The organism is Rheinheimera baltica, from assembly GCF_030731985.1.
In the GTDB taxonomy this organism is placed as follows: domain Bacteria; phylum Pseudomonadota; class Gammaproteobacteria; order Enterobacterales; family Alteromonadaceae; genus Alishewanella; species Alishewanella baltica.
Window position 1 is genome coordinate 67085 of the sequence record NZ_JAPJDY010000005.1, and the last position, 13827, is coordinate 80911.

Below are 13827 nucleotides of genomic sequence, written 5' to 3' on the forward strand. Positions count from 1 at the left end.
TGTCCTATCGGACCCAGTTACGCAGCAGCATTAAAATTTGCTGGTTAATCTCTTCACTATCGCCACCCAATACAGATGACGAGAAAGGGACGTAAAGCATGGCGCCAGCAGCGAGTTCTACTTGCTGTTTATTCCAGTACGCTATACCAACCTTATGCCATTCTGCGCCGCTTACAGACCAGTAAGCCCAGCTATTATCTGCAGCGTCAGCTGCAAAATTATGGTGCAGCTCATGCGCCTGCGCGATACTATCAGCACTGATGTCAGCCTGGTACTTTGTTACTGCACCAAGCAATAAAACCTGCTGTTGAACATATGAAGCACGAAGATAGAACAAGCCTTCTTGCAGTAATGGATTCGATTTTCTAACATGCCGTGCTCGCTCAAATTCAACAGGCAAGTCGATTCGTCTCGCTACTCGAATACCTGACAACCAGGCAATAAAATCTGCAAGCTGTGCCTTCTCTGAAGATTGCGCGGGTAAACCGGCTAGTTGATTGATCAGGCGTGTCATTAGCGCATGCTTTTGTTGCACAGTTTGTTCTGACGCTAAAAATAAGCCGGCATCAGGCCAGTAAACTAATTCAGGATGTTCAATATGCGAGAGTGCATCAGCAAGCTTGATTGGCTCATTAAAGACATGCAGCTTGCCATTAATTTCAACATTGATGTCAACGGCAGCAGAATTGAAAGCAGATAAACTAATGATAAAAAAAGAGGAAACAGCTTTAAGAAGTCTCATTTGCTCTCTCCCGGTATCACTGACAAAATGCGATTTACGCGACTAAGAAAAGTTACGGTAACCGCATCCGTCATATTGGCAGGATGTTGCTTGGTCTTAATCAGTTCACCGGATGTCTCGTCAAACCAGTAAAGGTTAACAAAACTATCTTCATTCTCAGGATGTACCGTCTCAGAAAGCAATACCGTTGTCAGTTCACTGTTTAAAAGGGTTAGAACGCGCTGCCCTTCAATATTAAACTGCGCACTATTTACCTTTGCTGTTAATGTATTCGTTTGTTCTACGTATTGCCAACGACGGCCACCTAAGACCGAGAACGACTGCTTAAGTGGGTCAGCAGCTAAATTGTGAACATGCAGCAGATTATCAATAAAACCTGCAGTACGAACTATGCGACCATTGGCAAAAATAACAAAACCGTTATCTGCGGAAATAAATTTATCCTGCCCCTGCTCCACAAAAGCTAATGCCATAATGGCCTGCTTATCGGCAATGTTAACTTGAATAATATCGTATTGACTGGCTGCTACATAAGCGCGATCAGGAGAAACAACTGCAGCTGATTTAAATAATAACTTTACGTTTTCTTTATAAACATACAAGGTGCCACTGCAGCCAATTAGACTACTGAGCACCATAGACAACAAAATAAGCCTGAACATTACTGCACCCTAAAGAAAAAAAAACCGCCATTTAGGCGGCTTTTCGAAAACTATGAGTTAGAACGTGCCAGTAACTGTTACAGGAACCGTTGTGGTCGTTGTAGTTGTCGTGCTTGTCGTAGTAGTAGTTGTCGTGGTGGTAGGAACACACACACCATTAACTAATTCTTCGCCTTCATCACAATCGTCGTCGTCATCATCGTCATCATCGTCGTCATCGTCGTCGTCATCGTCGTCATCGTCGTCATCGTCGTCATCGTCGTCACCAACGATTGTACCGCCACTGCCATCACACAGCACTGTACATGCGACAACACTGCCAACAACACCGGCAGTAATGGTTTCTTCAGTTATATCAAACTTAGCGTCTGAAGATGTTGCACCAGGCGCTTGCAGTGCCTCAGCCTGTGGCACACCTAATGCAGCCGCAACTGCAACGGCGATTAAAAGTTTATTCATACTTTAATCCTTTCACCCAAATAGTAAACTGCGAGAATATTATCTCAATTTTAGAACCAGTTCAAGCATTCATCAGTTGCCAAACCACTATAACTTAGTGCTATTTGTCAACCCGTCAACCCGTTTATATCAACCACTTTAGCACTTGGCACTTTATCTTCACTACGCGGTATACCGAACCGCGAGGCATATATCAAATCACAACTGGTGTTAACATAATTAAACCCGGTTGGTGAACGTCGAACAATGTCAACGATTCGCTCCACATCATAGTCATCACAAGCCAAACTGAGCTCTTCCAATAACGTATGCATATCGCGCCATTCCAGCATAACTTCATCAGCAGCCATTATACGGGCATGCTCGGTACTGCGAACATTTTCGCCAATTAACAGCTCTTCATACAACTTTTCACCCGGTCTAAGGCCAGTATAATGTATTTCAATATCACCATTAGGATGCACTTCATCCTTAACCTCAAGCCCCATTAGATGAATCATGCGCTTGGCCAAATCTGCTATTTTTACCGGCTCGCCCATATCCAGTACAAAAACGTCGCCGCCCTTGCCCATTGCACCAGCTTGAATAACCAACTGAGCCGCTTCCGGGATAGTCATAAAATACCGGATGATATCTTTGTGGGTTACAGTTACCGGCCCACCTTTACGTATTTGCTCTCGGAACAGCGGCACCACAGACCCGCTTGAACCAAGCACATTACCAAAACGCACCATAGAAAAACGTGTACGGCTTTGTCGTCTGGCCAAGGCTTGTAAAACTAGCTCTGATAAACGTTTAGAAGCACCCATCATATTTGTAGGGCGTACGGCTTTGTCGGTAGAAATTAATACAAAGGTTTCAACACCAGAAGAGATTGCGGCTTCGGCAGCGTACCAGGTGCCAAACACATTATTGCGCACACCCTCAACAATATTATATTCAACCAGCGGCACATGTTTATAGGCAGCAGCGTGATAGACCGTTTGCACGTTGAACGCTGTCATTACGGTTTCCAGCCGCTTACGCCGTTGTGATGTGCCCATAACAGGAATAAGTTTAACATCAAGCTCAAACTGTACAATCAGGTTTCTCAGCTCTTGTTCAATGTTATATAAGCTAAACTCTGAAAGCTCAAATAACACCAATGTTTTCGGTTGATAATTTATAATTTGTCGGCACAGCTCAGAGCCAATTGACCCACCTGCACCGGTTACCATTACCACTTTATGCTGAATATTAGCCTGCATTAATTTGGTTTTAGGCGCTACAGCGTCACGGCCCAGTAAATCTTCAATTTTAACATCTTGTAATTCATCTATACGCATGGCGCCATCGACCAAGTCGCTCATGCCCGGAATAGATTGCACCGGAATAGGCAACTCCTCCAACGCGTCTAATACTTCTCTGCGCCTTGACCGGCTAACTGACGGCAACGCCAATAGAATACGGCTAATGTTATGCGTTTTAATTAAACTGGTAATTTGTGCTGGCGAACCAACGGGAATACCCAAAATAGTAGAACGCTGCAGCGTTGTGTCATCATCGACAAACACCACCGGATGATACTGCTCGCCGTTCATTAACGCTTGCGCTAACTGCCTGCCTGAGGAGCCGGCGCCGTAAATGAGTACGCGTGCCTTATGGCCATTGTTACGCTGCACTAAAAACATTCTGGCTAACAGCCTTAAGCCACCTGAAGTGATTAATGCCAGTAAGGAGTAAACAAAAATCAAATTGCCTTTATCCGGTATATCAAAGGCCGCAAATAACAAAGAAAGCACCATGGCACTGCTTACTATACCCGCCAATACTGCACCCAGCGCGTGCTGACCGATATAGCGAATTACCGCCCTGTATAAGCCCAGTTTGGTAAAAATAAGCAACGTGACCGGTAAACTAAGACAAAATATGATTAGCACTACCTGGAGATCTGTTGATTTGTTTGCTTGCGTCAGGATAAAAGCCGTCACCAGTGACACACATAGAAACACAATGTCGACCAGAACGGAGATGATGCGTTTTATCGACCGTGGTAAAGTGAGCAACCAGCCCAGCATGCCAAACTCCAAAAAGTAATTAACGCTTATTTAGCAGAACAAGCAAAACCCATATTATAGCGGGTTAAGCCACTTTCCCCTAATACATAAGTCACTACGGACTTAGTGTTGCCAGCAACCATTGCCTAAACTCTGCACCCAGGTGCTTATCCCGCAGACCATATTCAACAAAAGCACGTAAATAGCCTTGTTTGTTACCACAATCATGGCTGCGTCCGACAATATGGTAAGCATTAACCGGTTGTTGTTTCATTAAAATGGCAATCGCATCAGTCAGTTGCACTTCGTCACCCGCGCCCATCGGCGTATACTCAAGTGCTTCCCAAATTAATGGCGTAAATACATAACGGCCAACCACGGCAAGGTTTGACGGTGCATCTTCAACGTCTGGTTTTTCAACAATAGCCGTCATGTTAACAGAGTTTGATGGCAGTAAGCTGTGGCCTTCTACATCCGCCACGCCATAACTACTGACACTCTCCATCGCAACCGGCTCAACCATCACCTGGCTAGTGCCAGTATCAGAAAACATTGCACACATTTGCGCCAGGTTGTCTAGTTTTAAGTTACTGTCGTAGCCGTCAATTAATACATCTGGCAATACTACGGCAAAGGGTACATCACCAACTAACGGTCTTGCACACAGCACCGCATGTCCAAGCCCTTTCGCTTCGCCCTGGCGCACATGCATAATAGTGACGTCTTTAGGGCAAATATTCTGTACTTCTTCCAACAACTGGCGCTTTACGCGCTTTTCCAGCATCGACTCTAATTCAAAGCTCTTATCAAAATGGTTTTCAATGCTATTTTTTGACGAATGCGTTACCAGTATGATCTCTTTAATTCCGGCAGCAATACACTCTTGTACAACATATTGAATTAAGGGTTTATCTACCACTGGTAGCATTTCTTTTGGAATAGCCTTGGTTGCTGGCAGCATCCTGGTGCCAAGCCCTGCAACCGGAATTACCGCTTTTCTCACTTTATTAAGGTTTATCATGCTTTTTTACACTCTCACCGCGTCCAATACCGTAGTATGTAAAACCTTTACGCTGCATGCGTTCTGGCTCAAATAAATTTCTACCATCAAAAATCACCGGCACCGCCAACTGCGCTTTGATAAAATCAAAGTCTGGTGCCTTAAATTGCTGCCACTCCGTGCAAATAATAAGGGCAGCTGCACCTTTTAGTGCCGCTTCTTTCGTGCCAACTAACGTAAGGTCGTCCCGCACGCCATAAATGCGCTGTATCTCTTCCATCGCTTCAGGGTCATAGGCCTGCACCGTTGCGCCCGCTTGCCATAAATGTTCTAGCAATACCCGGCTGCTTGCTTCGCGCACATCATCAGTTTTAGGTTTAAAGCTCAAACCCCAAACTGCAAATGTGTAGCCTTGCAAATCGTTACCAAAATGGCGCTGCACTAATTGGATTAATTTCAATTTTTGCCGCTGGTTTACCGCTTCTACCGCGTACAACATTTCAGGTTTATACCCTTGCTGCTCCGCTGTACGAATTAACGCTTGTACATCTTTAGGGAAACACGACCCACCATAGCCACAGCCCGGGTAGATAAAGTGATATCCAATTCGAGGATCTGAGCCAATCCCTTTTCGCACGGCTTCAATATCAGCGCCAAGAAGCTCAGCCAAATTAGCCATGTCGTTCATAAAGGATATTTTTGTCGCCAGCATACAATTGGCGGCATACTTGGTTAGCTCAGCGGAGCGAACATCCATAAAAATTAATTTTTCATGATTGCGGTTAAACGGTTCATAAAGCTCACGAATAGCGTCTTTAGGCCGTTCATCATAGGTACCAACAATAATACGATCTGGCCGCATGCAATCAGAAACTGCGGCGCCTTCTTTTAAAAATTCAGGGTTTGACACTACGTCAAACTCTACGTGCTGTCCGCGCTGCGCCAGCACGTCTATAATGACTTGCCTTACTTTATCGGCAGTGCCTACCGGCACAGTCGACTTATCAATGATCACCTTAGGTGTTGTAATAAACTGCGCGATAGTATTAGCAACAGCCAGCACATATTTTAGATCAGCCGAACCATCTTCATCAGGCGGAGTGCCCACTGCAATAAACTGCACATCACCATGTGCAACGCCCGCAGCGGCGTCCGTAGTAAATTCTAACCGGCCAGCCTTTACATTGGCTTCTACTAAAGAGGCCAAACCAGGCTCATATATAGGTACAACACCTTGTTGCAATTGCGTAACTTTGTCAGCGTCCACATCAACACATACAATGTGATGGCCCACTTCAGCTAATACTGCAGCCTGCACTAACCCGACATATCCTATGCCAAAAACGGTAACCTTCATCTGATGTCCTTAAGCGGAAACTGCTACATGGTTAACTAACACAACTGTCTCAGGGTAGAGTGGCATTGCTGATAATGCAGCAATGATAACATTAATGCCCTGTTGTAAAAAACCGCTTAACGCTGTTTGCTTTAGTTTTAAGCACACAAATCAGAAACAAATTAACACGTTCGTCCGGTTGCTGTGTCAGCGACATAGCACTGTTTTATCACCAATAGCTGAATTACGGCTTAATAGCTCAGTTTAGTATTTACAATAACGTATATTATGCTGCAGACCAGCAGAAAAGCAGTTCGAACTTAACGTTTAACCCTGTCGCCGCTGCCTTTTCCAGCCACAGTCATCAAAATATACTTGAAGTAATGTTTTAACGTTAAGTTAACCAGCATTTCAGCATCTGTTTGCGCCAACAAGACCGGTGTAGACATATCAATTTCGCTAACCTGTGCCAAACCGGTTATGCCAGGACGCGCCGCCAGCACGCCGCGCTGCTCACGCTCAGCAATTAGCTCCTGCTGGTTAAACAAACACGGGCGCGGGCCAACTAAACTCATTTGTCCCCACAAAACATTCCATAACTGCGGCAACTCGTCTAATTTGGTTTTACGCAAAAAACCACCAAAAGGCGTTATCGCATTCGCATCAGCTAAATGACTGGCTACATGTGACGTATCTTTTTTCATAGTGCGAAACTTTACTAACGTAAAAGGGCGTTTATTCCGCCCTACACGCTGTTGGCAAAATATTGGTGCCCCCGTATCAAACAAGCCAATAAGGGTCAACACAACCAACAGCGGCGACGCCACTATTAAACCAGTTAACGACAACACAATATCAAACAACCTAATAATCATAGAACTTCAGTATCCTAACGAAAAAGTAACGCAATTAGCGGCAATTGTACGCGGTTTAACGTAATGTCGACAGTCTGCGTGTTGGACGTTCAGCATCCGCTCTGCCCTTGCCTAGCAGCTGAAGTAGCTGATAAAAACTACAGGCTTGCTCAGTCTCTACTAAGATATAGCGACCATAGCGAATAAGCGCTGCATAAGCCAAACGCGCAATATCAACTTCTGTGGTTTGCTCGCGCAACAACTGGCGCCGTTGTGGTGATTGCTGCATGTCATGGGTTAACCCCCATCCGGCATAAAATGGCATACCAAACACATAGACCGGCTTTTGCCACATTAACGCCTCAAAGCCAACCTGAGACGTTACCGTTAACACCGCACTAGCATGCTCTATTAACGCGACCACATGCAGCTTTTCCGACACCAGCTGCACGCCTTCCAGCGCGGCTGGCGCTAACTCGGTTAAATAGCCGCGCTTTTTGCCAGCCACCACATCAGGGTGTGTTTTAACAATTAGTTTATGGCCGGCAAAAGTCTCTTTAGCAAATTGCAGCATGTTGGCAAAGCTTTCAGCACTGGCTAAACCACATTGCACAGAAGCATCATTTAGCGTTTGATCAATTAACAGCACATAGGGCTGCTCAACCAACAACTGATAATCCTGGCCGTTATTATACTTTGATACCCGATGCTGTTGCCACAATGTTGGCAGCGCCTCAGCTTCAGTGCGCTCTTTTGATGTAAGTTCGGCAACAATCAGTTGCTCCAGCTTTGACGGCAATCTGGCATCGTAATAAATACCCACATCGTCCATGACCAAACCACAGGGCGCAGAATCAAAGCCTTGCCCTACCGAGCGTAAAAAAGCGTCTTCTAAATAACACATGGTTATATTGCAACGCTGCGCCACTTTTTCTGCTTTTTCAGCAGAAGCTTTGCGGCCCCATGCCAGCATGGTGTGTTGTTTGGTGTTGGCAGGCCAACAACACCAAGCAGGCAAATAGTGTACCGGCGCCCCCAAAAATGTAGCTAAACCGGGCGTATCAGCCAATGCCCGGCTCACCGTAAGGTAGCGATTAGTCATCCTGCGTAACCCCATCGGGCCATTGTCGCACCTGCTGCCTGGCCGTATCAAGCAATTGCAGCCTACGCTGATTATCATTGGCCAGAGACACTATCGTATCGCGCCACAACTGTGGCTGCATAGGCAAACGGATGCCACTTTTATCTTGCTGCACAGCTTGATAAATAGGGCTTTCGGCATAAATACCTACCGCACCGGCTTGCGTAATATCAAAAAACTTAGTTACCGATCTCGCCTGATTAAACGGCAAAGGCAATAACGGTGCTAAGCCAATATCATAGCGTTGTCGCTGCAACAGCGCCTGATAACTGGGCCATGACATAGGCTGTAATACATGCGTTTTTTGCAGCCCCCGGTATAAGCGGGCAATTTTTTTATCTGCAATAATTTCAAAATTAAGTGCCGGTACCGCCTTTAACGCATCAGCCACAATGGGAAATAACCAACGCGCTTCAGCCTGATGTGATGAAGAGCCATGATAAAACAGTGTCACAGGCACCTGTGGTGCTAACGCCAAAGGCATCGCTTGCAAAGTATGTGGCTGCCAGTGATGATACTTTTGCGCTAAATACGAATTAGCCACCCATAATTGTGCAGCATGGTGTTTTAACCACGGCACGGCTCTATAACTTAAACGCCATAACTTAAGCCTATATCGCCACGGCATGCCGACACTGGCTGCCGGGTCTAGTACATCATCGTCGATAAACAGCACAATCTGGCCGATTTTATCTGCAACCGTGTCTATAAGCTGACGCCATGGCGCGGGGATATAACGCACAAATATCAGTGTTTTACCAACCAACGCTTCAGGCTCTGCCAATTGCGCAAAGGTGTAGCGCTGCACATTGGCGCTGTGCAGGGTTAAATACGGCAGCACAAAAAAATCTGAACTTGGGTTCGGCCGCTCCTCAATCACAATCACATCTTGTGTGCTTAACGCTGCCATGGTGCTTTTACTCTTTGTTCGCGCCCTAGGGTAAAATCGGGCCTGGCATAATTCAGATTGGGATTATAAAAAGGGTCATGCTGCATTATATGCGCCCAACGTTGGCGCATATAATCGGCTTCAGCGCGGGTACGGCGGACTTTCTCATCGGTATCATCTTTACCGCGCGACACTGACTCATGGTGATACAACTGTGCATGTGGGGTATATACCACGCGTTTGCCAGCTTCTCTTACACGCAAGCAATAATCAACATCGTTGAATGCCACAGCAAGCTGCCGGGCGTTAAGTCCATTAAGTTGCTGAAACAGTGCTTTTGGTGTCAATAAACATGCCGCCGTTACCGCAGACAACTCTTGGGTTGCTACCGCCCGGCGCATATAGCCTGCATCGTGCTCATCAATACCACTATGCATATGGTCAGCACAGCCACCCGGGCCTACTGCATCACCGGCATGTTGCACCGTTCTGTTTGAGTAAAGTAATCGTGCCCCAACGGCACCAACGTTCGATTGCAACTGTACGCCTACCATCTGCCCCAGCCACTGTGGCGTAATCACCTCAGTATCATTATTTAATAAACAAATCAGTTCACCCGCGGCCTGCTCAACGGCATAGTTGTTAATTGCCGCATAGTTAAAGGGCTGATCGTAACGTAAAATAGTCACTCTGGGGTCGGTACTAAGTTGTTGCATATAGGCTAACGTATCGGGGCAAGTACTCTGGTTATCGACAATAACAATTTCAAATGCCGGATACTGGGTTTGCGCAAGCACACTGTTCACACAAGGGGCCAATAAGTGCAGCATATCGCGGGTTGGAATGATAATACTTACCAACGGCGTTGCGCTAAGCGCATAGTCTACCCATACTGTGTTGTCTCTTGCTGTTCGGGCTTCAGCACGAATATTTAATCGGTTTAAATGCTGTTGCACCGGCTCTGGCGATGGGCCACCCGGCGCTAGCAAATCATGCCACAGCACTGCCGAAATGTGCTCAGGCTGCTGTGCTGGCAATAGCTGCTCAGCTAAACGCAGTACCAGGTGCTGCCCTGCAGTGCACTGTTGCCAGTCTGCCTCCAACCAGCCAGACTTAGCCAATAGGCCAGCACTAACGCCAACCACATCGCCGATGTAATGGGTACTACGCAGTAGCTCTAATGACCAGTCCGGTTTAAATTGCGGCAAACAACGTTCAGTAGTGAAATAATCATGATCGCTATAACTAAAGGTTTCACTATTGGCCATAATACGCCACCAAGCCAACGCACGAGGTGACAATATCGCACCAGCACGAAGTAATAATAACGCGGTGTTCGATGGCAGATTTTTAAGCCTGTCGGCAGTGGTTATTTGCACCGTTTCAGGCAAAGAGTCCAGCGCATCTATGCCTACTGGCAACAGAACCTGAACCGATGCCGACGTCCATTGTTGTACAAACACGCTGTTTACACTGCTTTGCCAATAGGACTGTGCAATACTGTTGTCGCCGTAAACCACAACAACAATATTCTGCTGCTTTTGTAGTAAGCGCCGGGCACGTCGATGCTGCGCTGGCGTGTCGTGTTCATTCAGCTCTTGCCAGCGGGAGTAAGGAATTTCAGCACTCCACTGGCGCAACTGCGACACTTTGCGATAACAAGGCTCCAGCCCCGCACACAATGAATACCAATGTAATGTAGCGATACGTCTCTGTGCCGATGGCTGCCTGACATACGTCAATGCCACACGCCGCGCCATACGCCATAAACGCTTGACCGCACCAATTGCTGACACTGTTATTGTGCAATGCGCCACGCTTAGTTTTTGGCCTTCAAGTTGTAACCAGACACGTTGCACGTTGGCAGGCAAATAAAACACATCAACCAACAAACCTTTTCTGGTCAGTGGCAGCATAATGCACACGCCATTGTCTGTCATCAGCATTAAGCTATGCTGTTTGCTTTGTACCTGCAGTTGCCCTTCCAGGCTGTACCAGCCAGCCTGGTTTATTGGTAGCTTAATAGCAATATGGCTGTTGTTAGGAAACCAACGCTGCTGAGTCTGTTCGAAATACACATCTTCCAACGACGTCTCACTGAGGTAGTGAACAGCAGTCATGAAATTTCGCTCTGCGTTAACGTTGTGTGTAACAAACCAATATGCATTTGATTAAACATTGTTACCCAACTGCCGTGAAACTGCACTCGCTGGGAATGAATATTCAAAATAGCACTAAGGGCCATTATGCCGTATTGCCTAATACAAGATAAAAAAATATGCATTAATCCTTTCCACAAACCTCAATAATGGCGTTAATGACTAAATCTTGTTCTGCTTGCGTTAAACTCCCTGACATGGGTAAACACAACACGCGCTCTGCAGCGTCGGCAGCAACCGGATAACAACTTTCATCAATATCCATATCTAACAATACCGGCGTTAACGGGTAAAAATATCGTCTGGCAAAAATACTCTTTGCTTTTAACGCTTCATATAACGCCTTGCAACTCATGCCAAATTCATCAGTTACTAAAATTGGAAAGTAAGCATAGTTTGGTGCCCCATCGGCCAACAGTGGCACACACTGCAAGCCAGGTATTCGTGCTAATGCATCACAGTAATATTGATGTACCTTAGCGCGCCGCTGTAACGCACCGGCTAAACCCGGCAGCTGAGCCAAGCCAAACGCGGCCTGAAGTTCATTCATTTTGCCGTTAATACCGGCCGCTTCAGCTTTAAATTCGTTAACGATACCAAAGTTTTTCAGCCGATCAATTTTCTGCTTCATCTGCGCACTGTGGCAAATTACAGCGCCACCCTCAATGGTATTAAATACCTTAGTGGCATGAAAGCTCAACACGGCTAAATCGCCCTGTTGCAGTACACTCTGGCCCTGGTGTTTTACGCCAAAGGCATGCGCTGCATCATAAATAACTTTTAAGCCATGCTGCTGTGCTACCGCTCGAATGGCTGAGGTATCGCACGGATTACCATAACAATGCACCGGCATAATGGCGCAGGTCTTATCGGTAATGGCTGCCACTATAGCGTTGGGGTCTAAATTAAGGCTAACAGGGTCTATGTCGACAAATACCGGCGTTAAACCCTGCCAAATAAGCGAGCTGGTGGTCGCCAAAAACGTAAACGGTGTGGTAATGACCTCGCCTTTTAACTCCAGTGCCTGTAACGCCACCAATAACGCATTGGTGCCATTGTTAAACACACTGATATAGTCAACACCCAGATAGTCTTGCAGTGCCTGTTCCAGCTGCTGATGAAAGGGACCATTATTAGTTAACACACCACTTTGCCAAATTTGTTGTAAATAAGGCAAAAACGTTTCCAGCTCAGGTAGATCTGGCCGGGTAACATATAAGGGTTTGGTCATGTTTATCCCTTTGATAATAATGCGTGGAAATAGCTATGGTGCGTCGCACCGCTTTTGGACGCAGAAGCCAGTTTCAACTCGGATGCACTAGCCGCCGTCATATCCGCTAACTTTTCTTGTATGGTATTAGCTAGCGAATAATGCGCCACGGGTGCCCGCACAATAAAACGTTCATTGGTCTGACAAATAATGCTATCAGGTACTATGGCTGCGATTACATCAGGGTCAACATTACCCGCAGTATGCACAATGCTAATTTTGGCATATAGCCTAACAAGATAATTTAACATACTGTATGAGGACGACGCACCAAAGATTAAGCAATGCTGCGGGGATAATGCATTGTCATTTTCATATAACATCACCCGGCCAAAATTAGGCAAGCCATTATCATAACGCAAATATTGTTTGTAATTAAAGCTGCATAACAACTGCTCCGGTGCCTCGCGTGGCGGGAACAGTTTATTGCCTAAATCACCACAGACACTGCGTTCAACGTATTGATCGTTAGCAAAGCAGGCATTAACCGCAGTCACATCTAAGCCTAATTGTACTGCCAATAATACACTCACCTGCATCGCAGCATGATGGGTCCAGTGCGTATCGGTGTAACGAAAACTGCGCTGGTCTGCGCAAGCGAGCTCTGCTGCAGGATACAACAAAATGGCGCTGGCCCCCACATGCTCTCGCAATTGCTGCACCGGCGTATTTTGCGCCGGCGTATGCGGATAATACTGCGGGTAAACCATTTCTTTGGTCGGCGCAATCAAGGCAGCCAACTTGCGCCCCTGTTGCTGTAACGTTGCTAGCGCATCCAAATACTGCTTCCAATCATTCAGCGTTTGGCCGCACAGGGTGAGCTTACCGGTAAATTGTGCCACGCTTTGGTTAGTATCATTATCAAGAAACAACCACGGAAAAGTGCCTTGTAGCACCTTCATCGTACTTTCAATACGAATATCAACAAAGTCAAATTGCTGTCCATCAATGATAAAACCTACTACAGCGTGATCAGCGCACAACGCCAAACGTTGGCTAAAACCACATTGCAGCTGCATATGCCCAACCGCGGGCTGTTGCAAAACCTTTTCAATAACATCCGGGCGGCACACACTAAGCTCTGCAGTGGCTAAATGCTCGCCATGACGCACATACATTTGTGCCTTTTTAACGCCATCTTGCAATAACAACCAGCCCTGAAATAACAGCCCATCGGTTAGCTGTTGCAGGCTTATTGCAGCTTCAGGCTTGGGAAAATCAAGACACCAGCGTAAAATACCGGGTGCACTGGCTCTCAAGTGCTTTGTTTGAAGATTAT

12 protein-coding genes are annotated in these 13827 nt (G+C 46.3%); all 12 read right to left on the reverse strand.

The genetic code is table 11. The features are described 5' to 3' along the window. Positions 1-4 precede the first annotated feature (4 nt). The 12 genes from ORJ00_RS09770 to ORJ00_RS09825 all read right to left on the reverse strand — a co-directional run bounded on the left by ORJ00_RS09770 (position 5) and on the right by ORJ00_RS09825 (position 13807). The gene (locus tag ORJ00_RS09770) at positions 5-742 is read right to left on the reverse strand and encodes a capsule biosynthesis GfcC family protein (RefSeq protein ID WP_306139708.1); all 738 of its coding nucleotides are present in this window, start codon (positions 740-742) and stop codon (positions 5-7) included. Beyond that, the gene (locus ORJ00_RS09775; protein ID WP_306139709.1) at positions 739-1404 is read right to left on the reverse strand and encodes a YjbF family lipoprotein; all 666 of its coding nucleotides are present in this window, start codon (positions 1402-1404) and stop codon (positions 739-741) included. The genes ORJ00_RS09770 and ORJ00_RS09775 overlap by 4 nt, the downstream gene beginning before the upstream one ends. 57 nt (positions 1405-1461) lie before the next feature. Beyond that, positions 1462-1863, reverse strand: a complete 402-nt coding sequence (locus tag ORJ00_RS09780; protein WP_306139710.1) for a hypothetical protein — start codon at positions 1861-1863, stop codon at positions 1462-1464. Between the two features lie 107 nt (positions 1864-1970). Next, a complete protein-coding gene (locus tag ORJ00_RS09785) occupies positions 1971-3920 on the reverse strand; it encodes a polysaccharide biosynthesis protein (RefSeq protein WP_037055674.1) in 1950 nt (649 codons plus the stop codon). A gap of 94 nt (positions 3921-4014) precedes the next feature. After that, complete coding sequence (gene galU / locus ORJ00_RS09790) at positions 4015-4920, reverse strand: UTP--glucose-1-phosphate uridylyltransferase GalU (RefSeq protein WP_306139711.1); 906 nt, start codon at positions 4918-4920, stop codon at positions 4015-4017. After that, a complete protein-coding gene (locus tag ORJ00_RS09795; protein ID WP_306139712.1) occupies positions 4907-6256 on the reverse strand; it encodes a UDP-glucose dehydrogenase family protein in 1350 nt (449 codons plus the stop codon). Before ORJ00_RS09795 ends, galU begins: the two co-directional genes overlap by 14 nt. A 299-nt stretch (positions 6257-6555) precedes the next feature. After that, positions 6556-7107: a sugar transferase gene (locus tag ORJ00_RS09800; RefSeq protein WP_306139853.1), complete on the reverse strand. Its 552-nt coding sequence runs from the start codon at positions 7105-7107 to the stop codon at positions 6556-6558. 58 nt (positions 7108-7165) lie between these two features. Beyond that, on the reverse strand, positions 7166-8191 hold the full coding sequence (locus ORJ00_RS09805) for a capsular polysaccharide export protein, LipB/KpsS family (protein WP_306139713.1): 1026 nt from the start codon (positions 8189-8191) through the stop codon (positions 7166-7168). Next, positions 8184-9140, reverse strand: coding sequence for a glycosyltransferase family protein (locus ORJ00_RS09810; RefSeq protein ID WP_306139714.1), 957 nt, complete (start codon positions 9138-9140; stop codon positions 8184-8186). Before ORJ00_RS09810 ends, ORJ00_RS09805 begins: the two co-directional genes overlap by 8 nt. Further along, a complete protein-coding gene (locus tag ORJ00_RS09815; protein ID WP_306139715.1) occupies positions 9128-11239 on the reverse strand; it encodes a glycosyltransferase family 2 protein in 2112 nt (703 codons plus the stop codon). The genes ORJ00_RS09810 and ORJ00_RS09815 overlap by 13 nt, the downstream gene beginning before the upstream one ends. Before the next feature lie 163 nt (positions 11240-11402). Beyond that, on the reverse strand, positions 11403-12509 hold the full coding sequence (locus ORJ00_RS09820; protein ID WP_306139716.1) for a DegT/DnrJ/EryC1/StrS family aminotransferase: 1107 nt from the start codon (positions 12507-12509) through the stop codon (positions 11403-11405). Between the two features lie 2 nt (positions 12510-12511). After that, complete coding sequence (locus ORJ00_RS09825; RefSeq protein ID WP_306139717.1) at positions 12512-13807, reverse strand: alginate O-acetyltransferase AlgX-related protein; 1296 nt, start codon at positions 13805-13807, stop codon at positions 12512-12514. Positions 13808-13827 lie beyond the last annotated feature (20 nt).

Coding starts and splice junctions, on each gene's coding strand:
- ORJ00_RS09805 (WP_306139713.1), bottom strand. CDS start 8,191: ATGACTAATCGCTACCTTACGGTGAGCCGGGCATTGGCTGATACGCCC.
- ORJ00_RS09780 (WP_306139710.1), bottom strand. CDS start 1,863: ATGAATAAACTTTTAATCGCCGTTGCAGTTGCGGCTGCATTAGGTGTG.
- ORJ00_RS09785 (WP_037055674.1), bottom strand. CDS start 3,920: ATGCTGGGCTGGTTGCTCACTTTACCACGGTCGATAAAACGCATCATC.
- ORJ00_RS09770 (WP_306139708.1), bottom strand. CDS start 742: ATGAGACTTCTTAAAGCTGTTTCCTCTTTTTTTATCATTAGTTTATCT.
- ORJ00_RS09820 (WP_306139716.1), bottom strand. CDS start 12,509: ATGACCAAACCCTTATATGTTACCCGGCCAGATCTACCTGAGCTGGAA.
- ORJ00_RS09795 (WP_306139712.1), bottom strand. CDS start 6,256: ATGAAGGTTACCGTTTTTGGCATAGGATATGTCGGGTTAGTGCAGGCT.
- galU (WP_306139711.1), bottom strand. CDS start 4,920: ATGATAAACCTTAATAAAGTGAGAAAAGCGGTAATTCCGGTTGCAGGG.
- ORJ00_RS09810 (WP_306139714.1), bottom strand. CDS start 9,140: ATGGCAGCGTTAAGCACACAAGATGTGATTGTGATTGAGGAGCGGCCG.
- ORJ00_RS09815 (WP_306139715.1), bottom strand. CDS start 11,239: ATGACTGCTGTTCACTACCTCAGTGAGACGTCGTTGGAAGATGTGTAT.
- ORJ00_RS09775 (WP_306139709.1), bottom strand. CDS start 1,404: ATGTTCAGGCTTATTTTGTTGTCTATGGTGCTCAGTAGTCTAATTGGC.